Here is a 25,271-nt window from a genome sequence, read left to right as displayed (position 1 = left end):
ATGGTTCATCGCAATGCGCCGCTGTCCCTCGAAGGTCGTCGACGGCTCGTAGAACGCTGCCGCACCCGTCCGATCGCGCACGTGGCAGCTGAGATGGGCATCTCTCGGGCGTGTGCATCGAAGTGGGTCAACCGCTACCGCCAGGATGGGGAGCTTGGCCTCCTGGATCGCTCCTCGACCCCTCGCCGCCAGCCGACAGCGACTTCTGCGGACACCGTGGCACGGATCGAGGACCTACGTCGCACACAGAAGTGGTCCGCCTCCCGGATCGCCTTCGAACTCCAAGACGAGGACATCAAGATCAGCCGTCGTACGGTCTCTCGTCACCTTCATGCCCTCGGGCTGAACCGCCGGAAGTTCATCGACCCGAACGGAGATACAAACCGCGAACCACGCAAGATCATCGCCCGCCGGCCCGGCCACATGGTCCACATCGACGTGAAGAAGGTCGGCCGAATCCCTAACGGCGGCGGCTGGCGAGTCCACGGCCGAGGAACCGACCAGGCCAAGGCAGCCGAGCGCTCCAAGAGGAAGACCAAGCGGGGCGGCTACGTCTACCTACACTCCGCGATCGACGGCTATTCACGGCTCGCTTACACCGAAGCCCTGACAGATGAAAAGGCTGTCACCGCGATCGCGTTCATGCACCGCGCCCGAGCGTGGTTCGCCGCCCACGGCATCACCCACGTCGAACGGATTGTCACCGACAACGGAGCTTGCTACCGCGCCGACGCGTTCGCTCGAGCGCTACTCGGCGCGCGCCACCAGCGGATCACGCCGTACACGCCTCGACACAACGGAAAGGTAGAGCGCTACAACCGGATCCTGTCTGAAGAATTTCTCTACGCCCGCACATGGACGTCAGAGGATCAGCGCCGTGAAGCGCTCGGCGTGTGGAACGTCCACTACAACTACCACCGGCCGCACAGCACCGCCGACGGTGAACCTCCAGCATCGCGGCTACGCCAAGGCGTCACCAACGTCTTGACCTCCTACATCTAGAGCACTTGACCGCTTATTACCGCGCGATTAAGGAAAATGACCATGAGTGCATTCAGCTACATCCCGGCGACCCCCGCCAATCCTCCGGTGGTCAAGGTTCCCACCGTCGCGAAATCTCTCGCGATGGGTGAGGCGACATTCCGCAAGTCCATTGACGCCGGATTCAATCCGCCGGACATCGACACCCTCCGGCACGCCGACCTCCTGGAGTTGGACTCAGTCTCGTGCATCGAGATCGAGCATCCGACCGACGGCGGCGGCACGGTCCCCTACATCGCTCCGGTTCTGCGGCCCCGTGTGGCCGAGCTGGCCAGCGATCAGTCGGGCCGCAAGTATGTAGGCGTCAAGGAGGACATGACGGTTGACGAGTTCGAGGACGCCACCCTCAAGTACTGGCCTCCGGCGTGCAGCCAACTGGCAGTGGACTCGGGCTACCTGTTCGTGGTTCTCGGCGGTTTCATCGTCGGCGTGCTTCGAATCGACAAATGGAACTTCAACCCCGGCGACGAGAAGGGCTACTTCGAGGGCCAGCTGATCGCCCGCTGGCGCGGCCACATCACGACCGGACACGCCGTACTCGAGAACCCTGACCCGCTCGCCGATGACCTGCTGTCCTTCATGGGGCTGCGCGCACCTGGCGGGGGCGGCGGTTCCATCACCCCCTGGAACGCTTAAGTTCCGGTGACGTGATAGCCACTCGGCAAACGGCTCCCGCATTTCGGTGCGGGGGCCGTTCGTTTCTCTGCCTTGCGCGCCCATCCCGCTGAGCATGCCCATTTAATCAAACAGCTATTCGATCATCTGGGGCGTGCTCTATTAGAACATTTAGTCTGATCATTGCGCAGGATCACCCCGGGCCTTTTGCGTCTGTGAGCCTCGAAGGTGCAGATTCTGTACTTTCGACATGGCATGGATTTTGGCACGGTCCGGCGTAAAATTCGCCACCAGGACCGTCGCGGCACAGCTCTCCACCTGACCGGGTACATCTAGGGCGTGTCAAGCCCCGGGTTTTGTAGAGGGTGATTTACTTGTCGATCAGGCCGCGTAGGCCTGACACTTCTGCCATTCCTGTTGAACTTCCTTCGGCGGGCGATGAGCCAATGCGGAGTGCAGTCGGCGATTGTTGTACCACCCGATCCACTTCGAGGTCGCCACGATCACATCTGTCAGCGCCGGCCACGTCCTGCGGTCGATCAGCTCGGCCTTGAACACCGAATTCAACGCCTCGGCCATCGCGTTGTCATAGGAGTCGCCGCGGGATCCGACCGAGGCCACGACCTTCGACTCCGCCAATGACTCGCCGTAGGTAATGGAGCGGTACTGCACTCCACGGTCGCTGTGATGGATCAACCCGGGAACGTCCTCACCATCACGAAGCCGTGCCGACAAAGCCATATCCAACGCATCCCGCGCCAGCGAGGCACGCAGATGATTCGTCACCTGCCAACCGACGATCTCACGCGAGTAGGCGTCCAATACAAACGCCGCATACACCCAGCCGACCCGAGTGGGAATATAAGTAATGTCGGCGACCCACAACATATTCGGCGCGGTCACAGCGAAGTCCCGGTCGACCAGGTCCACCGGACACTGATCGGCGTCCGCGCTGCGGGTCGAGGGCTTTTTCTTCCTTCGGCGGATACCCGCCAGGCCGTCGGCGGCCATGAGGCGTTCGACGGTGCAGCGGGCAACGTGGCCGAAGGTGCCTTCGCGGTTGATCTCCGCCCACAGTTTCCGGGCACCGTAACATGAGTAGTTGTCCTCGAAGATGCGGCGTAGCGCCCGGGTGATCTGCTTGTCCCGGATAGACCGGGCTGATTCAGGCCGGGATTTGTGGGCGTAATACGTGCTCAGGACTATCTTCGCGCTGGTGGTAGCCAGGACACGGATGATGGGCTCGACCTCGAACTGGGCACGGTTGTCGTCGATGAATCGCACGATCACTTGTGTGGGCGGTCGAGCTCCGCCGCGAAAAAAGCTGAGGCCTTCTTCAGGATATCGTTGGCGCGTTTGGCTTCGGCGAGCTCAGCCCGCAGCTGGCGGTTTTCTGCTTCCAGGTCGACCGACTCGGCCGGGGTGCCAACACCGGATTGTTTGTGGGTGCGAACCCAGACGCGCAGTGTTTCCTTGCTCACGCCGAGCTCGCCGGCGATGCGGGTGACCGCACCCCGGGCCGTGTCAGGGTCGGCTTGGGCGTGGAGCACGAGTTCTATGGCGCGCTGCTTGAGCTCTGGGGTGTACTTGACGGGCATGTAAGGGATTCCTTTTCCAGTTTCCTACCCTCCATTAAACCCGGGGCGAACCACTACGGGCGCAAGCACAACCGGGGGTCGCGTGAGGTCGGGACTACTTCTAGGCGGGAGGGTAGTGCCATCCCGGGACTGGAAACGACAGCATGCCAAGGTGAAATCGACCGTTGGCAGGCAATTGCCCATGGGAGTCGGTAGTTGGTATCGTCAACGGCATGTTGATTTTGGGAACCGCTTCGCTGCGGTTGCGCCGCAACCGCTAAAAGCGGTTGACCTTCCCGTAACGGTCGCCGCTCCGGCAATGAGCCGGGCGGTCTTTTTCCCATGCCCGGCTCCAGAACACTCATTCTCGGAGGATCCCTTGTCTGCATATTCCCACGGCCGTCATGAACACGGCCAGAATTTCCTTACCGATTCCCAGGTCATCGCCTCTGTATTGAGGCGTGTGGAGGCTACCACCGGCCCCATAGTTGAGATAGGGCCCGGCAGCGGCGCGCTAACTCGTCCACTACTCCGCACAGGACGGCCCCTCACTGTCGTGGAGATCGATCCCAAGCTGGCAAAGTCGCTGCGTCGCGTGCTTGACCCCACTGTCACCGTCATCAATGACGACTTCCTGCGATACCGCCTGCCTACGCACCCCCATGTGATCGTGGGCAACATCCCCTTTCACATCACAACCGCCATACTGCGGCGCCTCATGCGCGCTCCTGCTTGGACCGATGCCGTTCTCCTCATGCAATGGGAGGTTGCCCGCCGACGTGCCGGCGTCGGAGCTTCGACCATGATGACGGCCCAGTGGGCACCGTGGTTCACCTTTGAGCTTGGCGAACGAGTCCCCCGGGCGGCGTTCGAACCCCGCCCCAGTGTGGATGGCGGCATTCTGCACATCCGGCGCCGGTCAACACCTTTGGTGCCAACTGGAAAGCGCAAGTCGTTCCACGCCCTCGTACACGCCGTCTATACGGGGCGAGGTCGCGGTGTCGTGGAAATCGTGACACGAGCGAGAATCCTCCCCTCACGTCAGTCGGCGCGGGCGTGGGCTGAGAGATCTGGAGTTCGCCCCGCCATGCTTCCTTCCGACCTGTCCGTGGCACAGATGGTCAGCCTCTTCGAGAGTGGGGGGTAACTCCGTTTTGGTATTGCAAATGGCAGAGGTCAGGACGAGTTACTGGTTCTCGGCCTGGATGCCGTAACGAGAAAGGTCCACGACGCTACCTGGACGAGCCACCCCGCGAGTGCTCTCGGATGCACTGGTCCAAATAGGGGCGGACTGCTGACGTTCCAGATGGCTTCCTTCTTGTGTGCCCCGCTCAGCGGGGGCGACACGGCATGCCCACGCCGCCGGCGTGCGCTGGTGACAGCCTGGACGGACTTGGGCCACCTGAATCACGTTAAGGCTGTAACCGGGGCATCAGGGAGTGAAGGGCAAAAGTGCTAGCTGTCACCCTTGGGAGCCTGCGACTTAGTGGGCTGCTCGGCGTCTCGGGCGGTCGTCAGGTCACGTGCAGCCTGAATCAGAAGGGCTGTCGTCTCGCGTAGTGCGTCCCGGTCGAGACGGCTTCCACCGTGTTTCCTTGTGGTTATCAGAGCCTGCCGACCGTCTTCGGCGGTAATGGTCACTGCGTGGGCCACGGCGTTGCGGACGTCGATTGCTTCCCCACCGATACCGTCAGCCCGCTCGACGATCCTCGCGGCACCGGCGGAGGCGGCCAGTTTCCGGAGCGTCTTCTTGACTCCTCCCAGGGTTTCGTCGAAGGGAGCATCGGACGGTTCTCGGTGGAGGAGATTGAGGGTGTCGCGCATCGTGAAGTGCAGTCGTGCGGTGGCCCACTGCACCCGCCCGAGGTCTTCCAGCAACTCTTCATCGCACGGCATCCCGTTGATCAGTTGGGCATCGGCGTTGTTCATGGTTCTCCCATCTCGGGGTCTCGGTTACTCGTCAGCCGCTTGTGAGGCGGTGCCCCGCAGTGAATCACAGGGCGGTGACTTGCTCTTGTGGAGCGGGCTGGAGACCGCTAAAATGAAAACGTCGGAAGCGGCCCCCACGGGGGCTAGCCACGCACCAGGTGACCACCTCCCGGCACGAGTCTTACCAGCTCACAGCCCTCTCATTAGGGCTTTGTTGTTGACCGTGCCCTTTTGGGAGGTGGTTTTTGTGATTGAGATTCCCCCGAGCGGATTCGGGCCCAGCGCCTCGCGCTTCGTCGACGAGAGTCAGCGCTTGCGGCTGATGGTGCGCCTGCCCGCACCGATGGTCCGCGATCTGACGCTGGCCGCACGCAGCCGCGGCTGTTCGATCACGCGGGTGCTCACCGACATCCTCGACGCCACTGACATCGGCGCCTACGGCTTCACGCCGGACGGTGATGTCCCGGCGTAGCAGCGCACAGACAAAAAAGAAGCGGCACCGATTGGCGTCGGTACCGCTTCGGCCGAGACAGCCCTTGCCGGGGACTCGTCGGCAATCGCTCCTAAAACCTGCAACAGTCTTCAAGGAGGAGACGTGTCTACTTTGACATGCCCAAAACACGAATGCAATAGCCAGTTCGCAACCATCGGGGGGTGGAGGTGATGGGGCGACACCGGGCCATGGTCGCCAAAATTGCACATTCCGAGGACGCGATCAGGCACCTGACCATAGATGCAGAGCCTGCCACGAGGCGCCGGCTGACCTCTCGTACGGTCCCCGACACTGGCCGGTGGCGCAGTTTGAAGTCGTGTGGGATTCGGCGCCCGGATGGGCCGCTGCGCGATGCTGCAATCGAGGTAGCGGCGTTGGTGTGGGCTCATACGCCACCGCGATCTGCGCATGCTGACGGCACGGGCGTGAGAAATCTCGCACAGTTTCTCTACGACGAGGCGGTGTTGTTTGGCATCGTCGACGAAGAACGGGCCTTGACCAGAGAAAAGGTTGATGAATGGCTCGGCCACCAATGCCCGGGAAGTTTGTGGTCCCTGAGGACGTACCGCACCGATTTGTACGCGGCAGGTCGTGTGCTCTATCCCCGCGAGTATCCGGAGCCTCAGTCGCCGTTGGCGCCAAGGCCACGCGTCACACAACCGGCGCCAGACTCGCGTGTCGCCGAGCTTTACGCCGCGGTGACTCACTTGTCGGATGTGCATCAGCAGCAGGCGCTGGTAATCCTTGACCTGGTTACTGGCGCCGGCTTGTCTTCATCGCAAATCAGGGCCCTGACTGGGACGGGTGTCAGCGGTCTTGACACCCCCATGGGGGCCGTGGCTGTGGTGTCGGTGTCCTACCTGGGCACGATCACCAGGCGTACTCCCGTGCTGTGTCCCGTACGTAGTCGACGTCTGCTGGACAGGGCAGCTGAGGTCGGTGAGGGGCGCCTTCTCCCGGGTGCGCGCGACCGTAACGGGGCAAATCGCGTCAATGAGGTGTTAGCTCAGCGTGGCTTGCCGACGATCGATGTTCCGGCACTCAGAGGCTGGTGGTTGGTCAGTGTGGCGAATCGTCCGGGGATGACCGTGGCGGGGTTTCTCGCGATTACCGGGACGACGGGTGTCCGATCGATCGGCGAGATCTCCGAGTATCTCCCAGTTGCCGACCTTGCGGAGCTGGCCACGCGGCTGATGGCGGGGGAACAGCGATGATCTCGACCCATGACAGCGCCTACAAAGTGACCGACCAGGTGTTTTTCAGCTGCGTGAACATCATCCATCGTGCGGGTATCGGGGCAATCATCGCGGAGGCCCACCGGAAGCACCACGGCTCGGGGGGACGGCGCCCTCAATGCCGGTTCACTTGGGATGCGGTACTGGCGGTGGCTCTCTGCATCATCCACGTGGGCAGGGTGCCCTCAATGGCCGAAATCTATAGGCTCATGCGAACGCTGACACCCGAGCAGCTTGCCGAAGTTGGGATGGACGCGCGGGAATTGGCGGCTCAACAGCCCGGGCCGGGGTACCACGCCCTCATAACTTGGATCCACCGGCAGTGTGTAGTTATCGATCCCGGGGCCGATCTGCCGGCCCGTCGGGTCAGCAATCTCCAACACCGTCAGATGGTGGCGAGGCGAACCGAGGAAGCGCGGGAAGCTAGCGAAGTTGCCCAGCAAACCCTGGACCGGGCGATAAACGCCATTGTCGCGGCATCTGTGGAGGAGAAGGTGCCGGAAGGATATCACGGTGATGTCGTCGCCGACGAAACCATCATCGATTTGGCGGGCCCATCATCGGGGCTGGGTGCCCGTGATGAGAAAAACCGAGGGGCTGCGTATATGGGCCGGTACTATGTGCGCGATGACCGCGGGGTCCCGCAGACGACGGCACTGCCGGTGTACATCCGGAAATCTGGGTTCGGAGTTGGCCTGACGGCGGTGACTCGGGTCGGTCCTCCGGGAGCGGTCGAATCCGTTCCACCAGTGATCACTGGAATTGCCATCCATCCGCCGACTTCCGGATCGGTCGAGGGTCTGTGTTCGGCGCTCGATGCGCACAACAAGAGCGGTTTCAGCGGATGTCGCAGCCCTCGGGCGCGATGGCCGTTCCTCGTCGTCGATATGGGGTACAACTCAAAAAGGGCCTTTGCCCGGGCGATGCTGGCCCGACAACTGTCGCCCGTTGTTCGCTATCCGCGGCACTGGAAAACGCTGTACGGCACGTCCGGTGGCTCGGATACGAAAAGCCGATTGGTACCGGGGCCGGTGCAGATCGCAGGGGTCTTCTACTGCCCTGCTGCAGCGTCAATCGTCGAGGACAAGAGGGTGGTTCGCCGTACGACGGAGTTGCTGGAAACAGATGAGTTTCGGGCCCATGACCAGCTGATTCGGCGTCTTTTCCCACTTCTGATGGGCACAAACGGGCGGCCCAACCTCGGCGTAACGACATCGGGTAGACCACGACACGTCAAGACGCAATTTCCGCCAGTACGCCAGGCGCTGGTCTGTCCTGCTGTCCAGCGTCGCGTCCGGTGCCCGCTGAAACCGGAGTCCATGATCTTGCCGCCGAAAGGCGCTCCGACCGTGGAGCCACCCGCTGGTGCCGACAGATTCCAATGTTGCAGGAACTCCCAGGTCACTGTGACTTTTAGCGAGGAACAGATTCGCATGATGCAGCCGGGATTGGTGCCGGGATCTTGGGAGCATGCGCTGTACTACGAAGCAGCTCGGAGTCTGACTGAGCAACGATTTTCGATCATGAAATCGGAACACTGCACCGGATTTGAGAGCCTTAAGTGGGCGCCGAGACGTCAGCCTATGATCAGTATCATCCTGGCTCTCCAAGTAGCTGAGACCAATCGTGTGATCCAGCGACGATGGAATAGCAGGCGAAAAGGCTATACCGGGTCGACGGCGCGAAGGTGGGAACAACTGCGAGCAGATCTTGGCCATGCGCCGATGTTGACACCCCCGCGCACGTAGAGCCGCCGAAGGAAAAGTGAAGGAAGAGGATTATGAGCTTCTTTGTCCCTGAAAAAATACCACGATATCGATTTATGCGCTATATTCGACCGTCGGCCCCTAAAGGAATGGGGTCCCGCGAACTTCCTTCTCTTTTTCCGATGCGACCCGAGACCCGGCAAATTCGTGTGGGTGTAGATGTTGAGACTATTCGCGTGCCCAGTGTAGAGCTTCTTGAGATCTTGAAGCGCGATGAAACATTTCCGATCTTGCTCGTGCATAACGAGGATAGTCCGCCGGATGCGTGGCTGAACTGGGTAAGCTGCAGTGAATGGTACCAGTGGGAGTATGGATCCGATGGAGAATCATCAAAGCTTTTGGATTCTACGCTCGTCCCCGTTGCTGGGTATAACGGCGACGAACTCTTCTTCGCTTCACAAGGAACATTCTTCGATGTGTACACTCAACTCGATGAAATTGCGCATACTGATATTCCGTCCAGCTCACTCTCGTTAGAAGATCGTCAACGGGCAGCGGCATTGACGGCTGCCGCAAATGCAATTGGTGTCGATGTAATTGTCACGTACGCGTCCACTGCGATGCGGCACGATGTTGCTGACAATGACACAATCCTGAGCGTAACACCCTCCCAGCTTGTCCCACTTTACGGCCACTATCTTCGCATGACCGGAAACGCGGTCGTCGAAACCCGAAGAGGAGAACTTGTTGGTGGAGGGACCGTTAGATACTCAAGTCGATCGCCAAGCATCATCGACCTCCGTCTTAACGGAGTCAAGGCTTCTGTGCCGCATTTTGACTCTATATTGCTTATGGCGCGATGTGCTGGAGATAACAATATTGTTCAGTCAGCCCAGGCAATTGAGTTGCGTTTGGCTCGCGCTTCGAGGGCGGTAGATGAACTTTTGGCAGCATTGGGAAATGAGGGCCGTTCTCTAAGTGGAAAGGCTGACGTTGCGGAGGTATCGGCTGAGGCCTTTGACAGGATCATGTTGTATCTAAATTCGGCACTGGAGCGATATGCACGGTTGATCAGAATGCTGTCTGATACGGAATTGAAGAACGAGCCGACACATGCAAATCTTACGTCAAGAGATGAATTAGCCAGAATAATTTCAAACTTTAGGCCTAGCGTGGCTGCTGATGAACTGCGTTCTTTACAGTCCTACGCGCGTTTAGTTGGACAATTACGGCATATGATCCACTCTCTTCCGCTGGATACCCGGCATCAACTCTCCAGGGGATATGGATCATTTCGATCGGTCGCGCTGACGGTTGAGGGGATCCCCGAGTTTAATGAGCTTGGGAATCCGTTGAATCAGGAGCAGTTCGATCGTCTTGGTGTTTGGCTTGCTGACAGCTCCAATGTCGGGTGCGGTAAGACCAGGGTGGCTGATATCGCAACAGTTTCCACGACTCTTTTTGGTATGGCCATCCGCTATATTGATGAGTTGTCGCGATTCTTGCTTGTGGGAGAGGTCGATACTTCGGTTTGGGCGAATCCACATCCCGTACTTGGTTGCCTTCGGGGCGGACCTGAAAACCTGTTCGAGGAACTTCCGGACGAGGCGATGTACCGAAAAATGCTGGGATGGGCGGAGTTTGACTAAGTCATCGAGCTGGTTGAGGGGCCGAGGGTCGTCGGCGTATCGGAGAATTCGGTTTTAGGGATCGAAGGTGACCGTCCAAAAGTCGCGGGAGATCTGCGGCTTCGTGCCGGGATCGTGTCACTCATTTCCGCATCTGACCTGCGTTCGTAATCCGCTCGGCCCGGTCCTGGCGGGTGGACGAGACCTATATCCGGGTCGGGGGAAAGTGGTGCTACCTCTATCGGGCCATCACCGCGGGCGGGCATACCCTGGATTTTTACCTGTCCCCAAAGCGTAACGTCGCCGCAGCGAAGCGTTTCCTGGCCAAGACCCTGAGGTCGAACACGATAACCGGGTTCCCGCGGGTGATCAACACCGATAAAGCACCCTCCCTAGCCAGGGCAATCGCGGAGTTGAAGTCAGAGGGAATCTGCCCGCAGACCGTGGAACACCGGCAGGTGAAATACCTCAATAACGTCATTGAAGGAGATCATGGGCGGCTGAAACGGATCCTCGGACCGAAGGGGGCGTTCAAAAACCGGACCTCGGCGTACCGGACGTTGAAAGGGATGGAAGCGATGCACTCATTACGGAAAGGCCAGGGCGCGATGTTTGCCTACGGGCAACCGAACCCGGATGCGGTGATCGTCAGCCGGGTGTTCGAGGCTGCCTGAGAACGCCGACCCGCAGCGAGCATCAGAGGATGAAGACTGGGTCGTCACGGCTCTCCGCCTGAAGTTTGCAACAGCACCATTACTACTATCAGATTAAATGTGCAAGCATGGGGGCCGGTTTCAGATGGATCGCTCTTAGGACCGCTAAATTCCGCGACCGTCGCCCGGTACTCATGGTCAACGCTTTCGAACAACCTGCGGAGACGCACGTCGGATGCATCTGCAACATATATCACCGCAGACAAGAACACGCCGTCCATCAGAACGTTTAATGCGCCTAAATTGAACACTTCGCCAACCCTTCCGGATGCTGAGGTGATTAACGCGAACGACTACCAGTTGAGCGAAGGTATAGATATCGTACCGCTATTCCCATCAGGAACATCCCCGGAGGAAATTGAAGCAGCATTAAAGGGTGGTGATATCCCGGTGGCCTCGGAGAAGGAACCCTCTGCACCACACGACACCAGTACCGATATTCAACCGGAACCCATGACGCCAACAGCCGAGGCCGAGAAGTCCCAGCACAATCAAACCGAGCAGGAAGGCACAGTGAATCTTAACTAGCAGATTCTAAACATACCTATGATCTACGTATTTTTTGGCATAATAGTCGCACTATTCATTGCCCTATGCATCCTGGTAGTGGGCTACCTGATCCATGTTTCAACCGCACGGAAAGTAATTACGCCAAGCCGGCTCTTACCCATCATGACCCTCCTAGCGCCCGTCTTTTTGATTTATGACGTGCTCAGCGATAGGTCATGCAGCGGTTTTTACAATTACGCCGTCAGTGGATATTTAATTACTGCAGTCGCCGTCAGCCTGTCATGGAGCATGGCTGCCACAGTCTCTAGACATTAATTACTTGAGGCTTAGCGGAAGGAACAATACCCTACCCAGTTCTCCCCTCGAGATATTTGTAAAGGGTCGTTCGCCCGACGCCCAGTCGACGGGCCACTTCCGCTTTAGGCACGCCATCGGCCACCCACTGCTTAGCCTGCGCTACTTGAACACCGGTTAGCACCTTCGCCCGCCCCTTGTACACGCCGCGGGCTTTCGCCCGAGCGATCCCCTCTGCCTGGCGCTCTTTAATAATGGAGCGCTCAAACTCGGCGACACTGCCCATAAGGCCCAGCATCAGTTTGGCGATCGGGTCGGCCTTCGCTGAATAGGTCTGCCCCTCACGTAGGAACCTCACCGAGACACCGCGCCCCACCAAATCTTCGACAATCGTGTGCAGGTCCACCAGTGAACGGGCGAGACGATCCATGCTCGTAACAATGAGCTGATCCCCCTTACGCAGATACCGCAGTACCTCCTCTAACTGGGGACGATGCAGAGTCGAGCCACTGATCTTCTCTTTGTAGATTTGCGACGCGCCCGCCGCACGGAGTTGATCAAGTTGTCGGTCCAGGTTCTGTTCCATAGAACTCACCCGGGCATAACCGACTTTTTGTCCCACAACAACGTCCTGGTGTTCATCAATCTCTAGAGGTAATGACGGTTCTGTTCCACTAGCCATAAAGCAACCCTACCGAACAGCTAAAACTTGTAATTCAGATCTGTCCATTTAGGGTGTACCCCAGTGAGACACTTCTCGACCTAAGCCTTTACCCAGTGTCGGCGGGTGCCGTTTCATGGTTTTGATACGGTCCCCACTAAGGTCAATGACCTTTCGAGACAGAATTATAGGTAAATTTATCAGTAACGGACCAATACGGCCTCAGATCCAGAGGACCTTGAGAGGGTGCAGATCAGGTTGCGCAGACACCAACTCCTGTTCGCCACAATAGCTGCGGCGGCAGTTATCGGAGTCGTAGAGGTCGCGGTTCGTCAGCGCACTCGCGTCCTCGAACCCATCAGCGGTACAAGTCAGGTCGACGGAGACACTGCCCTGGCGGCCACCGTGCTGGAGCTTCTGCCGCCCAAAGGAATCCATGCTGTGGGGATCGCCTCGGTGACCGAAGACGCCATCCGAATCGCGACCATCGGGACGGCGCTGAGATCGACCTTCGAAATCGGGTCGATCAATAAGGGCATCACGGGCTTACTCTATGCAGATGCACTCAACCGCGGCGAAGTTCACTCGAACATGACGCTAGGTGAGCTATTCGACCTGGCTGGTTACGACGCGGCCGGCATCACTTTGCAGGAGCTGTCCCAACATCGCTCCGGGCTTCCGTCACAGCCTATGGAAATCTCCGATGTGGCTCGTTTAGTAAGTAGGACTATCCAGGCGAAGAATCCGTTTGACGGCAGGACTGTTGACGAGCTCTTGCACGATCTGCGTCGCTCACCCGTTCGCGCGAAGCGGACTGCTTACTCAAATCTGGGGTTCGCCGCTCTCGGCCACGCACTGGCAGTGGCAGCGGGGACGGACTATCCGACGCTGCTGCGAAACCGTATCTCTGAGTCTTTGGGGCTGGAAAGATTCTACGTACCGGTAGGCGGGGAATCGGGACTAGATGAGTTTGCAGTCCAGGGCCGAGACTCCGATGGCCGTGCTCAGCAGGCTTGGACCGACCTGCAGTACGCACCTGCTGGCGGCATACGTACCGATGTAACGAGCATGGCTACTCTGGCGCAGGCGCTCCTTTCCGGTACTGCCCCAGGTGCAGCCGCCCTTGTTCCAACCGCTGACTTCTCCTTCGATGGGGCAGATCGTGTGGGCGCAGGATGGATCACCTCACAGATTCAAGGGCGCACCATCACTTGGCACAACGGCGGCACAGGTGGCTTCTCTAGCTGGATCGGGCTAGACCATGAGCGCGGGAATGCGATCTTTTTGGTTGCTTCCACAACCCTCATCCTCGATGAGTTCGGCGAGGCGCTACTGCTGCGTCAATGACGAGACCACCGGCCGGGCATAGTTGATAGGACATCCGATGTCAGCCGGACTCTGCTGACTGTTGCTCCTGCGCAGTCTTTAGATGCCGGTACAGCGTTGCCCTGGACCATCCGACCAGGCTCGCGGCCTTCTCCGCGCTGCGACCTTTGGCCCTTTCCTCCATGGCGATGGCAAGTTTTCGGTTAATCACCTCAGGATCCACCGGTGGCCGGCCAAAACGCGTTCCCTGCAACTTCGCTGCGGCAATACCGGCATTAACCCGCTCAGCAATGAGCTCTCGTTCATACTCCGCCAAAGTCGCCAACATCCCCAGCATCAACCGACCCGAGGATGTCTCCGGGTCGATGCCATCAGAGACCGACTTAATCTTCACATCCCGATCGCGCAGAAGATTCACCGTATTAAGCACATCAAGCAATGAGCGGCCCAGCCGATCAATGCGCCACACCACCACAGTGTCACCGGCGGTTGCATACGCCAGAAGATTTTTCATCCCCGGCCGATCCGAAGCACTCTTCGCTCCGGAGGTGACATCACTGAACACATCACGGTCCTGAACTCCGGCAGCGCGCAACGCGTCCAGTTGCAGTGCCGGGTCTTGACCGACGGTGGATACCCGTGTATAGCCCAACAGTCTCATTAGCCCATAATGCCTCACTAACCTCCAACATGGAAGAAGGCGGCACAGATTGCTGTAAGACATGTTAGCGAGACAGTTTCCTCACCGTTTGTCGCAGGAACGACCAAGTTCGAGGGCCTCCCGGTACGTGTCTTATAAACCTTAAGGTTTATAGGCCACTGGTCCTTTCGGAGGAAAACGATCTTGCACTCTCGGTCATTGTGACGCGGAGTTGCTTTTGCCTATCGAATGATTCGAATAATCCGGTTGTCTCTTTCACTGAGCTTCAGCGTTCGTCTATCTGTTAACTCTTGGGCGAAGGGATCGCGGTAGCGAAGAAGGTCGGCAAATACTCCGGCCGCAAACGCGCCCTCTTCCCGAGCAGGTGAGCCGGGCACGTGCAAGGGGGGGCGCTGCTGGGGAGGCGAAAGCAGCCATCGCTGGAGACCTCGGAGTCGGCAGGGCGACTCTCTACTGGACACTGGCTCAACCTGCTGTTCAGCGTCCCTCCATTTTGTCGCCAGTAAACATCATCGGCTATACGAAAGTAGAGAAAACTTGTCGTGTTGTGTTGAAAACACGGGGACGTGACACCTACGATGAGCAGTACAGCGGATCGGTCGCTACGCCACCAAGCGAAACCGATTCGACCCGCTAAAAGAGCCGGCACCGTTGCGACCGGTACCGGCTCAGCTCAGACGAGCAAGTTGGAAGCTGATGCGCTGATCGAGATCAACGAGTCCGCTACCGAGAGAACGACAACTACCGTTGCCACGATATTTCGTCCTCTTCTTGCTCGGCCCCTACCTGGACTATCACGTCCGGTAGGGGCTTCTTCATTTCCATCGTCACCTAATGGCTCCGGAACTGTCATCCGAACCACCTCCCTGCCTGCCAGAAGACTGGCTGGCGGTCTGCCTTGAACCTTGCGGCAGGGCACACCACGGCATTTCTGCGGCGTACTCATGGCCACCGCAAGAAGGCAAGAATCAGAATAACCCCCAAGGGGTGAGTCGACGAACGCCGGTATTCAACGATGATTCCTAGACATTTCCCGCAGTCATCTCGGTGTAGCGACGGAACAGGATCTCCAGGCGCTGACGATCATCAGAGAGCAGCCGCTCCGCGCCGAAGGCCATGTCGACGGCGCGATCGAGCTTCTTATGCGCCTTCACCAGGGCAGGGTCTGTGTTCAGGGGGTTATAGGCGTCTGCGAGGCTGCGCTCAGGGTGCAAAGAACGCGCTTCGAGTACGCCTTGGCCGGCTGTGATGATCTTCCTCTTGGTTGCTTCATCCAAGCTCGGTACCGGGAAGGTATTCCAGGTCAGGGTGTTAGAAAACCGTAGATCAGATTTGATGCGGCCACCGACGGCTCGTTGCCACGTGATGAACATCGACGATGAAATCAGCGCAAAGAGTAATCCATCCTCGTCCGGGGCAAGGAAGTTCGCATCCCCACAGATCACATCGGGCTCGTAGCGCGCAGCAGTCCAAAATCGACGGCTCTCACTGACATGGCGCGGGATCGCCAGATAAGGGACATCAGGTTGACGAATCTCAGTGAACAAAGCAGGAGTCTCTGCCGCTTCCTGGGTTGCCTTTTTTGTGCTTGCTTCTCGCACGGCCCGTACGGCTTCGAGATGACTGCGGAGGCCAGCTGATGCTCGAATGTCTTCCGAGGCCAGAGCAGGCAGCCAGAGACACCAGCGCTCTGTGTTGTTCAGCATCTCTTTGGCCCCAACGAACTGACGCAAATACTTGGCGGCGATAGGATCCTGATCTAGCCCTTGTGCTCCGTCGGTCGCTTTGAACACGAGGTGTCCCCCGTCTGTCGGTTGAGACCCCTTAGTGACGAACGGAAGCTCTGGGGACACTGGCTTGCTGGACTTCTTCACCAACGTTTTCGGTCCATCGACCAGGTACGCGTTGATCCCAACCGATAGCGGCACCTCTGCCGGCTCGCCCCTTTGCCGGTCGTAATCCCACAACCTCTGCCGCACCACCTCCGGTGCTCGGAGCGCCTCGGTGTACCTGGGAACCACCGGGGTGCGGGTAAACCCAACGATCACACAATGCACCGCAGCCTTACCAGGGGCCTCCGAATCCCACGAGAAAGTACGGTGCGCAAATTTAATATTCCACCCCGCCCGATACAACGGGCCGAACAGCGCCGGAACGGGTTGGCCTTGAGTGATGGAATTCGTCGTCACATACGCAAACTCACCATGCCGATCTGCCAGCAGATCAGCGGTCTTAGCGTGCCAGGCGGTGACGTAATCCAAATACCCGTCATAATCCTCACCCCACGCCGCCTTCATATCAGCGGTCTGCTCAGAGGTCTTGGTGTACTGGCCAATAAACGGCGGGTTACCGAAAACATAAGTCGACCCCGCACCTGCCGGGACCTGCTGGGCCCAATCCAATGCCAGGGCATTGCCGTGGTTGATATGCGCGGTAATAGAGATCGGCAGCCGCTCCGGAGCATCACCGATAGCCGCAGCCAAAGCCCGGTTAGCCTGATGATCCACCAAAAACATCGCAGTCTCCGCGATCTTCGCCGGCCACCAGTTGAGCTCAAAGCCATAGAACTGGCCAATGTTCATCCGCTGATCAAGGGACACATCCATCGACGCGGTGGCCTGGTGCTCCTTCTCGCGCAGCGCGACGATGATGCTGGTTTCAATGGCACGCAGTTCCCGATACGCCACCACCAGGAAGTTCCCGCAACCACAGGCAGGATCCAGGAACCGCATCTGCGCGATCTCATCACGCAAATCCCGCAACTCCTTCGCCTTAGTAGTCTTGTTGCGAATCAGCCGACTTGCCTTCTCCCGTAGCTCATCGAGGAACAACGGCTCAATGACCTTCAAAATGTTGGACTCGCTGGTGTAATGCTCCCCATCAGCACGACGCGCCTCCTTAGACTTGACCAACTGGAACATCGAGCCGAACACAGCCGGGGAAATACGAGTCCAGTGGAACCTGCAGGCTGCCAACAGAGCCTCGCGCATATCCGCATCCAAAAACTCCTGCTCCTGATGCACAGCAAACAGCGAGCCGTTGACATACGGGAACCGCTCAAGCTCTACCGGCACCCGGCGACGACGCGATACCGGAGTGTTGAGCACCTGGAACAACGTGTTCAGCCGGGCTCCAAGGTTTTCCCCCGTCGTGTCGTAGAGCACGAACCGGTAAAACAGGTCTTCCTCCCACAGTCCTGCATCATCGCCGTAGAGCAGGAACAGGATTCGGGTGAGGAAGATTGAGGTGCGCTGCACCTGCACGTCCTCATCCTCCGGGTTAGTCGGCGCATCATCCCCCACTTGCTCATCGGCAGTGTCATCACCAATCATCGCGGTGTACAGATCCGCCATCAGCGCAGCAGCATGGGCCGAGGCTTCCTCCTCCTCCGCCTTGGTGATCGTCTCCTGCCCTGCCAAGAACATCAGTTGATCGATGTGGCCGACCACCTGGTCGATGGTGAACCTGACCGTCCAGCTGTCCTCGCCCAGTTTGGTGACCTGGAGGTTCTCAAAATCAGAGACGATCACATACCGCGGCCACTCGTGCTGACCGATAGAGCCACCGGAGAGATAATCCAAAGCCTGGGTGTACGCGGAATCAAGGTCCCGCCCCAGAGACTTGGCCTCTCCCAAGACCACACCGGACCAGAACAGATCGACGTAACCGGTGCGCCCGGAGGAAGCTCTGGTGGCATCTCGTTCAAACAAGTCAATGCGCTCGGGGATCACACCAAAGCAGCGCAACAGGTCCGACCAGTACTGCTGCGCATAGGACTTCTCGGTGTGCCCGGCCCCACTTTCCCGCCAGCCGTTGATGCGCTCGCGCCATGCGAGTGAGAACTTATCCAGTTCGGTGCGGATAGTGCCGCGATCAACAACGGCCGTCAAAGAAGAAGTCACCCACCAAGAGTAGCCGTGGCACCTCGAACATCACCCCACACCAAAGTCGAACGTTCGTGCTACTACTTCGTCCATGACTGATGACGTGTGTCCCCCGCCTGGGTACGTTTATGCCTTGCTGGATGTGCGCTCGATGTACGTCTCCTGCGAGAGAATCTTCGACCCCTCCCTAGAGGGCAAACCCGTAGTGGTCCTCTCCAACAACGACGGCTGCGTAGTCGCCAGATCCGATGAGGCCAAAGCCCTGGGGATCGCCAACGGCACCCCGTGGTTCCAACTCAAAGGCGACCCGAGATACCGCCAGGTCATCGCGCGGTCCTCAAACTACGAGATGTACGGCGACATCAGCGCCAGGATGATGCGACTTCTCAACGATCACGCCGCGTACGTGGCTCCATACTCCATTGACGAGGCCTTTCTGCTTTTGCCAGCAGAGCGTGCCAGTGCCATCGGGCGACAGATTCAACAGCAGTTGCAGCAGTGCCTAGGTGTGATGTCCAGGGACGTTGTTGAGTCGGTCGAAGGGTACGCCGCCAATCGCAGAGTGGTGTCGGTGGTGGTTGTAGAAGTGGAGCCAGCCGGGCAGCGCCAGGCGTCGTTCGGCCTCTGAACCGTAAAACCTGGCATAGGCCCAGCCGTCCCCGAGCGTGCGGTGGAATCGCTCGATCTTCCCGTTCGTCTGCGGCCGGTAGGGGCGTGTCCGCTTGTGTCGGATGCCGAGCCGAGCGCAGAAGTCCCTCCATGCGTGGGATCTGTATGCCGACCCGTTGTCGGATAGGACTCGCTCGACGGTCACGCCTCGTTCGGCGAACCAGGCCACGGCGCGTTCGAGAACTCCCACCGCTGTGCTCGCCTGCTCATCCGACCAGATTTCTGCGTATGCGACGCGGGAGTGGTCGTCGATGACTGTGTGAACGAACGCCGTCCCGGTGCGCGGCTTGTGATCTTTTCCTCGTGGTAATCCCGGAGTCGCGAGCTTGTTCCGTGCGCCTTGCTGCCGACCTACGTAACGATGTCCACCGCCGTCGGGGATGTTGCCGAACTTCGTGACATCGACATGAATCAACGATCCCGGATGAGGATGCTCATATCGCCGCAATGGCTCGCCAGTGACACGATCGATATGCGAGAGGCGGTTCACGCGGCAACGGACGAGGACCGCGTGAACAGTCGACGTCGAGAGACCAAGTCGCGCAGCGATCTGGGCTGGCCCCAGTCGAAGCCGCCAGCGCAGGTTGATGATCTTCTTCTTGACATGCTCGGGCGTCCTGCCTGGGATCCGGTGCGGCTTGCTGGAGCGATCCTGCATCCCAAACTCACCCTCTTCCCGGTAGCGGCCTGCCCATTTCCGGGCAGTGATCGGGGAGACCATGAACATCTTTGCGGCGATCGTGGCCGGATAGCCGTCTTCGACAATCAGCCGAGCTAACCGGAGACGGGCACGAGGAGTGAGAAGAGCGTTCGGATGGGTCATCAATTGGCCTCCGCCGCGGTCTTCGTAAGCGCGCGTCTGGTGAGAAGCATGATGACGAGAGCGATCGCTGTCAGCACCGAAGCGACCCAAACCGGCGCGAGCAGCCCCAGCCCGGTCGCGAGCCCGAGCGCACCAAGCACGGGCCCCGCTGCAGCTCCGATATTCAATGCTGCGGTTGCGTACGAACCGCCCATCGTTGGCGCACCCGATGCTGCATACAGCACACGCGTGATCAGAGTACTGCCGACGCCGAACGACAGGAATCCCTGAACGAGGACGAGGACGATAAGCGCAACGGGATGAGATGCGACCACTGCCAACACGATCCAGCCTGTCAGCAATAGCGGTCCGCCGACTGCGAGCACGAGGCCAGGTCGTTGATCTGATAGTCGTCCTGCGATCGTGACGCCAAGGAACGATCCGATGCCGAACATCACCAGCGCGACGGACACCCACGCTTCGGCCAAGCCCGCGGTCTCGGTCACGATGGGTGCCAGGAAGGTGAATGCCGCAAAGGTCCCTCCGTTGATCAGCGCTCCGAGTGCCATGGCCAGGATGAGCCGCGGCGTCGCCAACTGGCTGAGCTCGACACGGAGCCTTGGTGAGGTCGCGCTAGTCTCGCTCCGACCAACATTGTTCGTGACGCCACGAATGACTCCAACGGCCGCGGGAATACAGAGGATGGCGATCGCCCAGAACGTCGTTCGCCAGCCCAGCGCTGTGCCGAGCAGTGCCCCGGCGGGGACGCCCACGACGGTTGCGATCGTCGTGCCGGAGAGCAGGATCGACAGTGCACGCCCCTTCTGGTTCGCTGGCACGAGGGTAGTGGCCGTGCTCAGTGCTACGGCGAGGAATCCTGCGTTTGCGAGAGCGCTGAGCACCCGGGTGATGAGCAGGAGAGAGAACACTGGTGTCATCGCTCCGATGACGTGGCTTCCCGCGAACACGAGAAGGCAAACGATCAATGTGAGCCGCGGTGGCCAACGGCGAGCGAATGCCGCCATCACTGGCGCGCCGACGACCATACCGACTGCGAATGCGGAGGTCAGCAGGCCCGCAGTGCCGACCGAGACGTCAAGTTCGGTCGCGATCGCGGGGAGCAATCCCGCGAGCATGAATTCTGAAGTGCCCATGACGAAGACCGCCAGGGCAAGCATGTAGAGGGCAAAAGGCATCGAGTACTCCGAGGTGTGAGATCAAGAAATGGTTCTTCTTGTCACCACGGCCAGCGCCCCGGGTACGCCAGACATACGCCCACACAGATCGTGGGCGTCGTAACTAGTGGTTCAAGGGGCTGGCGGTGTGACCGACAACCCCTGACCTGTCTGATTCGGGACTCGACATGCCCCAAACTCTAACATGCCTTCAATGGCAAGCGGTCTGGACAGATACTTCTTGAATCGGCACGGTGTCATTACGGGCGGGGGCCAGAACAACGTCCCTGGACATCACACCTAGGCCTTCCCACCACAATCGGTATCGGGCCGACAAAAACGCTATGCAAGATCGCCTCAGTCGGAGCGAAAGACCACCAGGGATTCGGCAGACTCTGCAACATCACCGACTGGCCCAATGACGATCTTCACCAAGTGCTGGACCGTCTGCCTGTCTCAGAGACCTGGGGCGTGGGCCGTAAACTCACCCGGCAGTTGAACGCGGCGAGGATTCACAGCGTTGGTGATCTCACCCGCGCGGACCCTGGGTGGATCCGCCGGCGGTTCTCTATCGTCTTAGAGCGCACCGTCCGGGAGCTCAATGGAATCCGCTGTATCGGCTTCTACGAGCCGGAGGCTCATCCCACGACGGTGATTCACAGCCGCATGTTCGGCCATAAGCTCACCGAGCCTCAGGACGTCCTGGACGCACTGGTGGGGTTCTCGGCGGTGCTGGGTCGGCGGATGCGCGATAAGCAGGTTTCAGCCTCGGTGTTCACTATCTCCGCCTCCACCGGGTGGCACGTCGACACACCGGTGCGCTCAAGTACGTCGGTGACTGTGGCTGATCCCACTGCCTCTACCCGCGCGATTATTCGCGCCACCAGAGCTCTAGCCCCGGAGTTGATCGAGGGGGTGCGCTATGCCCGTGGGGAGATCGTGGCTACCGGATTAGTCCGCGATGATCGACAGCTTCGCCTGTTCAGTGCCGATGACAGCATCGACACCGGTATTGATGCTGCACTGGATGCGCTGCCGGCTGGCAGTGTCCAGGTGGGTACCGCCGCGCTTAATGACAGGTGGACAATGCGCAGGGAGTTGATGTCAGCGCGGTGCTCAACCAGATGGGAGGAGCTGTTGACCGTCGCCGCATAGAACCTCTCATGTCGAACTTGTGTGCTAACAATGAAGTCATGAGTCACCGCATACCGATAATTGCCTCCGAGTCCGCCAGCTCCCGTGTGCCGGTGACCTCTCAGGCGGTGGCGTGCGGTTTTCCCTCTCCTGCGCAGGACTGGATGGATGAGGGCGTTGACCTGAATGCGCATCTGATTGCCCATCCGGCGGCGTCATTCATTGTCCGCGCCTCCGGGGAGTCGATGGAAGGCTCGGGGATATTCGACGGCGATGAGTTGATTGTCGACCGGTCCCTATCGCCTGCTGATGGTGATGTGGTGCTGGCGGTGATCGACGGAGAGTTCACGGTCAAGCACCTGCGCCTGGATGCTCCACGGCGGCTAGAGCCTGCCAATGAGCAGTTTCCCACGATCCTGCTGGAGGGTCGCGAAGATGCCCGGCTATGGGGAGTAGTGACCTACTGCTTACGACACCTGCGCGCTTCCGGAAAAATCTAAACCAGTTGTAACCTCTTATACGCTTGGCTTATCCGATTCATGACGCATTCCTCAAATGCATCATTGGAAATACCAACATATTTGCCAATTGCAGAAATGGACCGCAGGCTAGTAAAAAGTACGGGCAAGTACATTGTGTATATTTCCGATTCAGTGCCACGCAAATCTGAAGTGAACCAGCTGCGCGAGTGTGTGGCACCTGACCCAAGCATCCATGGAAATTTCTCTAACTTGTCCATATTTTCCGCGGTTTCAGTAATATTTATTTCAAGGTTAGTTTTCGCTCCCTCGAACTCAACTGCCCTAATCTTTTCTTTGTTCGGCGGTCTAAACATGGTGAAGCCTACTTCTTCGAGGTATCTCTGCACCGCAAGATACGTATTTTCCGCATTTGCGTGATCCTCTGCCGAATTGGGAGCGAGCTTTCGCGCAGGTATGACATCGCGACGATTCCCGAGAATCAACGCGGCGAATCTGCCCATCCTCGCCTCAGTTGATTCCCCCTCTGCTGCACACCAGTACATTCCCAATAAGGCCTCCTGTACCGAACGCAGCAGGGCCAGCGTAGGGATCGGCAAGAGCCTATCGACCTCTACAAGATGAGCAATTGCGTCAATATACTGATCTATGGCAGCGCATTTCAGTAGAACTTCATTGAAAGCAGAATCGCTTAGAAATTGGAAGTGACTGTGATGGGCTTCATCCCTGCCGTGGATCCACTGTAGGTCTTGGTATCGAGGAGAGCCGGGAACTGGATTCAAGTATGCCTTGCGCGCTAAGAGCAGCTCGGCTTTTGCCTCCTCCCTATGCTCGTGGATTGTTTCTAGCAATATCATTCGGTGATCTGTAGTCATTGTCAGTACCTTTCGTTATCTTGTGCAATCTATGTTCCCAAGCTCAAACCCCTAGGGAGCCGGACGCTCTCCCTAGGGGTTAGAATTATTAGTTGCTCTTGTGGAGGATTTGGAAGATTCGCGCGGTCCCCACTCCCGATGCCCGAACCAAGTTGTGAAGCTCTGTGCGCCCGTGCAGATCAACGATCAAAGAGTCCCGCTCTCGGCGCAGATCGTTGACCTTCGCCAGATGACCTCGGATCTCTTCCAGTCGCGCTAGTTTCTCCTCCACGCTTGGGGCATCACTCATCGCGCTTACCTTCCTGTTCAGCCTGTGCCCAATGAGACATCATGACGGTGAACACCCCGGCACCTGCGGTAAGTCCGTCGGTGATGGTATTGGAAAACAGTTCATTCACAGTCGCGTTACGCATAATTTTCTAGTCCTTTTCAGAGTTTGCCGCTAGTGCTTCTCGCACAGCATCGAGTCTATTCTTCGCGGTTCTTTGCGCTTTTCCCTCCTCCACCATCTGGGAAAAGAGATCACTCTCGCTGCCGCGTTCGGCATACAACGATAGTCGTTCGGTCATGCTAATAAATTGGCGGCGGTAGGACACGGTAATCACCTGCTCGGCGTACGAGCGGATGAACACTGGATCTGCCCCGACGGTGGTGATGGCCTCTAGGCCTTTGCGCAGTGCCGGCTGCGGCACTTCCAGCCCGTCGCCTTGACGCATTGCATCGCTGAGCACTGATCCAGGATCATGCGGCCTACCTGCCGTGTGCGCTTGGCTGATCAAAGCCCACACAGTACGGTTCGTCCGATCTCGGAAGTCCTCACACCTCAGCACCTCCAGCACCGTGGCGATGTCATCGTTGGACCTATTCCACAGCAGTGCGCACAGCAGCATGACCTCAGGGTCGGTCTCAAAGAGATATCCAGGGACATGGGTGGCAGCCTGATCGACGGTCATGAGTGCTCCAAAATTGGTAGCCATGCCCCTTGTCGGGGCGGCTGGATCGTACTGGTGGACTAGATCTACTTTCGGTACGAAGTTGGACTAGTCAGGAATTCAGGGTTCAACGCTTCGAGAACCATGAGAATCGGGCGATACACCACCGCAACTCCCACGATGAAGGTCGCACATACAGCAAGGTACAACACCGGCACTGGCGCAGTGGCGAAGAAATAATAGATGAGATCAAGCATGAGTTTCCCTTGTCGGGTAGTCGGATTGGAGGTGAACAATATCCATCTCCAGTCAGGAACTGTGCGTTCCTGATATAAACGATTCTAGTCTATAGAATCTGGCCATGCAAGACATATTCAACTAATTCTTGTGAATACTTTTTTAGTTCGATCTCACATCGAGTTTTCACAGTACTATTATCCAGGTCCACACTCCCCTTCCTGCGTGTGCCTATGCTCCGCCGGACACCGGACGATAGTCAGATAGCGCCGCTGTTCCCGCTGCTTGCCTCCACTGTTCCCCACACGCAGTCTCAGTGAGAATGGTCAGGAAATCGAGACTGACCCCCTGGACATAGGGCGGATTCTGACATTCGGGAATCAACCATTTACCATCGCGTTTTTCCACGATAATCCGCGCCTCAATCTGCCCCGTTCCCTCATGCGCCACTGCGTAATACCGCGCTCGATACCACTCAGTTCCCCCGGCGCACGCAGCGACGATCATCTCCTTCTGCCCGCGCAAGACGTGGTGGAAGTCTCTGGCCACAACACTCAGTGGCAGTGCTGTGATGGATTTTTCAATCATGATGTTCCCTTATGTGGGTGGTCGGATTGGAGATAATGCACAGACACCTCCAGTGAAGAAGTCACATTCGCGATGATGGTAAATCCGTATCCGACAGGGACCGCGCA

At 58.5% G+C, this 25,271-nt stretch carries 26 protein-coding genes, 2 pseudogenes and 1 other annotated feature; of the genes and pseudogenes, 13 read left to right on the top strand and 15 right to left on the bottom strand.

Features of this window, described 5'->3' with window-relative positions; translation table 11 throughout:
* Positions 1 to 1,002 carry an IS481 family transposase gene (locus YWU_RS0110695; protein WP_027020465.1) on the top strand — a complete coding sequence of 334 codons (1,002 nt, stop codon included), beginning with the start codon at positions 1 to 3 and terminating at the stop codon, positions 1,000 to 1,002.
* 42 nt (positions 1,003 to 1,044) lie between these two features.
* Positions 1,045 to 1,677 carry a hypothetical protein gene (locus YWU_RS0110690; RefSeq protein WP_027020464.1) on the top strand — a complete coding sequence of 211 codons (633 nt, stop codon included), beginning with the start codon at positions 1,045 to 1,047 and terminating at the stop codon, positions 1,675 to 1,677.
* Between the two features lie 360 nt (positions 1,678 to 2,037).
* On the opposite strand, the gene YWU_RS0110685 is transcribed toward YWU_RS0110690, so the two are convergent.
* Both YWU_RS0110685 and YWU_RS0110680 read right to left on the bottom strand, forming a co-directional pair.
* Complete coding sequence (locus tag YWU_RS0110685; protein ID WP_169718909.1) at positions 2,038 to 2,940, bottom strand: IS3 family transposase; 903 nt, start codon at positions 2,938 to 2,940, stop codon at positions 2,038 to 2,040.
* Positions 2,875 to 2,982: a sequence feature (AL1L pseudoknot), on the bottom strand. Its footprint overlaps the gene before it by 66 nt.
* Positions 2,943 to 3,254 (bottom strand): transposase, encoded by a 312-nt coding sequence (locus YWU_RS0110680; RefSeq protein ID WP_027020462.1) that lies wholly within the window; start codon positions 3,252 to 3,254, stop codon positions 2,943 to 2,945. It overlaps the preceding feature by 40 nt.
* Positions 3,255 to 3,612: 358 nt before the next feature.
* On the opposite strand from YWU_RS0110680, the gene erm reads away from it, so the two are divergent.
* Positions 3,613 to 4,380 (top strand): 23S ribosomal RNA methyltransferase Erm, encoded by a 768-nt coding sequence (gene erm, locus YWU_RS16420; RefSeq protein ID WP_034647728.1) that lies wholly within the window; start codon positions 3,613 to 3,615, stop codon positions 4,378 to 4,380.
* Positions 4,381 to 4,688: 308 nt separating this feature from the next.
* Here the strand turns inward: erm and YWU_RS0110670 are convergent, their stop codons facing one another.
* Entirely contained in the window at positions 4,689 to 5,162 is a 474-nt protein-coding gene (locus YWU_RS0110670; RefSeq protein ID WP_027020461.1) for a hypothetical protein, read from the bottom strand.
* 247 nt (positions 5,163 to 5,409) lie between these two features.
* Between YWU_RS0110670 and YWU_RS0110665 the strand changes: the two genes are divergently transcribed.
* From YWU_RS0110665 to YWU_RS0110640, 6 genes and pseudogenes are all read left to right on the top strand, one after another.
* On the top strand, positions 5,410 to 5,634 hold the full coding sequence (locus YWU_RS0110665; protein WP_020384559.1) for a hypothetical protein: 225 nt from the start codon (positions 5,410 to 5,412) through the stop codon (positions 5,632 to 5,634).
* A 446-nt stretch (positions 5,635 to 6,080) separates the two neighbouring features.
* Positions 6,081 to 6,869, top strand: coding sequence for a hypothetical protein (locus tag YWU_RS16415; RefSeq protein ID WP_169718908.1), 789 nt, complete (start codon positions 6,081 to 6,083; stop codon positions 6,867 to 6,869).
* On the top strand, positions 6,866 to 8,638 hold the full coding sequence (locus YWU_RS0110655; RefSeq protein WP_027020460.1) for a hypothetical protein: 1,773 nt from the start codon (positions 6,866 to 6,868) through the stop codon (positions 8,636 to 8,638). Before YWU_RS16415 ends, YWU_RS0110655 begins: the two co-directional genes overlap by 4 nt.
* A 32-nt stretch (positions 8,639 to 8,670) precedes the next feature.
* A complete protein-coding gene (locus YWU_RS0110650) occupies positions 8,671 to 10,245 on the top strand; it encodes a hypothetical protein (RefSeq protein WP_027020459.1) in 1,575 nt (524 codons plus the stop codon).
* A 158-nt stretch (positions 10,246 to 10,403) separates the two neighbouring features.
* A pseudogene (locus YWU_RS0110645) lies at positions 10,404 to 10,898 on the top strand (IS6-like element ISCef5 family transposase); the annotation flags it as partial.
* A gap of 315 nt (positions 10,899 to 11,213) precedes the next feature.
* Positions 11,214 to 11,465: a hypothetical protein gene (locus YWU_RS0110640; protein ID WP_027020457.1), complete on the top strand. Its 252-nt coding sequence runs from the start codon at positions 11,214 to 11,216 to the stop codon at positions 11,463 to 11,465.
* 328 nt (positions 11,466 to 11,793) lie between these two features.
* Here YWU_RS0110640 and YWU_RS17650 read toward each other — a convergent pair whose 3' ends face one another.
* Positions 11,794 to 12,423: a recombinase family protein gene (locus YWU_RS17650; protein WP_027020456.1), complete on the bottom strand. Its 630-nt coding sequence runs from the start codon at positions 12,421 to 12,423 to the stop codon at positions 11,794 to 11,796.
* A gap of 225 nt (positions 12,424 to 12,648) precedes the next feature.
* Between YWU_RS17650 and YWU_RS0110630 the strand changes: the two genes are divergently transcribed.
* Entirely contained in the window at positions 12,649 to 13,749 is a 1,101-nt protein-coding gene (locus YWU_RS0110630) for a serine hydrolase domain-containing protein (RefSeq protein ID WP_084142111.1), read from the top strand.
* Positions 13,750 to 13,789: 40 nt separating this feature from the next.
* On the opposite strand, the gene YWU_RS0110625 is transcribed toward YWU_RS0110630, so the two are convergent.
* Together YWU_RS0110625 and YWU_RS0110615 are read right to left on the bottom strand one after the other, a co-directional pair.
* Positions 13,790 to 14,389 carry a recombinase family protein gene (locus YWU_RS0110625; RefSeq protein WP_027020454.1) on the bottom strand — a complete coding sequence of 200 codons (600 nt, stop codon included), beginning with the start codon at positions 14,387 to 14,389 and terminating at the stop codon, positions 13,790 to 13,792.
* Positions 14,390 to 15,411: 1,022 nt separating this feature from the next.
* Positions 15,412 to 18,291, bottom strand: a complete 2,880-nt coding sequence (locus tag YWU_RS0110615; RefSeq protein ID WP_205618328.1) for a class I SAM-dependent DNA methyltransferase — start codon at positions 18,289 to 18,291, stop codon at positions 15,412 to 15,414.
* A gap of 73 nt (positions 18,292 to 18,364) precedes the next feature.
* On the opposite strand from YWU_RS0110615, the pseudogene YWU_RS18645 reads away from it, so the two are divergent.
* Positions 18,365 to 18,766 (top strand): annotated as a pseudogene (locus YWU_RS18645) (Y-family DNA polymerase); the annotation flags it as partial.
* Between the two features lie 9 nt (positions 18,767 to 18,775).
* Here the strand turns inward: YWU_RS18645 and YWU_RS0110605 are convergent.
* The 3 genes from YWU_RS0110605 to YWU_RS18945 are packed head-to-tail and all read right to left on the bottom strand — an operon-like array spanning position 18,776 to position 21,015.
* The gene (locus YWU_RS0110605; RefSeq protein ID WP_011113072.1) at positions 18,776 to 19,765 is read right to left on the bottom strand and encodes an IS481-like element IS5564 family transposase; all 990 of its coding nucleotides are present in this window, start codon (positions 19,763 to 19,765) and stop codon (positions 18,776 to 18,778) included.
* Positions 19,765 to 20,940, bottom strand: coding sequence for a chloramphenicol efflux MFS transporter Cmx (gene cmx, locus YWU_RS0110600; RefSeq protein WP_005297378.1), 1,176 nt, complete (start codon positions 20,938 to 20,940; stop codon positions 19,765 to 19,767). Before cmx ends, YWU_RS0110605 begins: the two co-directional genes overlap by 1 nt.
* 21 nt (positions 20,941 to 20,961) lie before the next feature.
* Positions 20,962 to 21,015 (bottom strand): chloramphenicol resistance leader peptide, encoded by a 54-nt coding sequence (locus tag YWU_RS18945; protein WP_011113070.1) that lies wholly within the window; start codon positions 21,013 to 21,015, stop codon positions 20,962 to 20,964.
* A 375-nt stretch (positions 21,016 to 21,390) separates the two neighbouring features.
* On the opposite strand from YWU_RS18945, the gene YWU_RS0110595 reads away from it, so the two are divergent.
* Together YWU_RS0110595 and YWU_RS0110590 are read left to right on the top strand one after the other, a co-directional pair.
* A complete protein-coding gene (locus YWU_RS0110595; RefSeq protein ID WP_205618327.1) occupies positions 21,391 to 22,074 on the top strand; it encodes a DinB/UmuC family translesion DNA polymerase in 684 nt (227 codons plus the stop codon).
* 38 nt (positions 22,075 to 22,112) lie between these two features.
* Positions 22,113 to 22,553 carry a LexA family protein gene (locus tag YWU_RS0110590; RefSeq protein ID WP_051260287.1) on the top strand — a complete coding sequence of 147 codons (441 nt, stop codon included), beginning with the start codon at positions 22,113 to 22,115 and terminating at the stop codon, positions 22,551 to 22,553.
* Here the strand turns inward: YWU_RS0110590 and YWU_RS0110585 are convergent.
* From YWU_RS0110585 to YWU_RS0110560, 6 genes are all read right to left on the bottom strand, one after another.
* On the bottom strand, positions 22,550 to 23,407 hold the full coding sequence (locus YWU_RS0110585) for a hypothetical protein (RefSeq protein ID WP_156892809.1): 858 nt from the start codon (positions 23,405 to 23,407) through the stop codon (positions 22,550 to 22,552). The two genes, YWU_RS0110590 and YWU_RS0110585, sit on opposite strands and share 4 nt — an antisense overlap.
* Positions 23,408 to 23,495: 88 nt before the next feature.
* Positions 23,496 to 23,696, bottom strand: a complete 201-nt coding sequence (locus YWU_RS0110580; RefSeq protein ID WP_027020448.1) for a hypothetical protein — start codon at positions 23,694 to 23,696, stop codon at positions 23,496 to 23,498.
* Positions 23,689 to 23,820: a hypothetical protein gene (locus tag YWU_RS18805; RefSeq protein ID WP_276201923.1), complete on the bottom strand. Its 132-nt coding sequence runs from the start codon at positions 23,818 to 23,820 to the stop codon at positions 23,689 to 23,691. Before YWU_RS18805 ends, YWU_RS0110580 begins: the two co-directional genes overlap by 8 nt.
* Before the next feature lie 6 nt (positions 23,821 to 23,826).
* Positions 23,827 to 24,384: a DnaB-like helicase N-terminal domain-containing protein gene (locus YWU_RS0110570; RefSeq protein ID WP_027020447.1), complete on the bottom strand. Its 558-nt coding sequence runs from the start codon at positions 24,382 to 24,384 to the stop codon at positions 23,827 to 23,829.
* Positions 24,385 to 24,425: 41 nt separating this feature from the next.
* On the bottom strand, positions 24,426 to 24,596 hold the full coding sequence (locus YWU_RS18225; RefSeq protein ID WP_156892808.1) for a hypothetical protein: 171 nt from the start codon (positions 24,594 to 24,596) through the stop codon (positions 24,426 to 24,428).
* A 211-nt stretch (positions 24,597 to 24,807) separates the two neighbouring features.
* Positions 24,808 to 25,164: a hypothetical protein gene (locus YWU_RS0110560; RefSeq protein ID WP_027020446.1), complete on the bottom strand. Its 357-nt coding sequence runs from the start codon at positions 25,162 to 25,164 to the stop codon at positions 24,808 to 24,810.
* Between the last annotated feature and the right edge of the window lie 107 nt (positions 25,165 to 25,271).

Origin of the sequence: Corynebacterium sputi DSM 45148 (genome assembly GCF_000427865.1) — a bacterium.
Classification (GTDB): Bacteria; Actinomycetota; Actinomycetes; order Mycobacteriales; family Mycobacteriaceae; genus Corynebacterium; species Corynebacterium sputi.
This window is presented reverse-complemented; position numbering and strand designations above follow the sequence as displayed.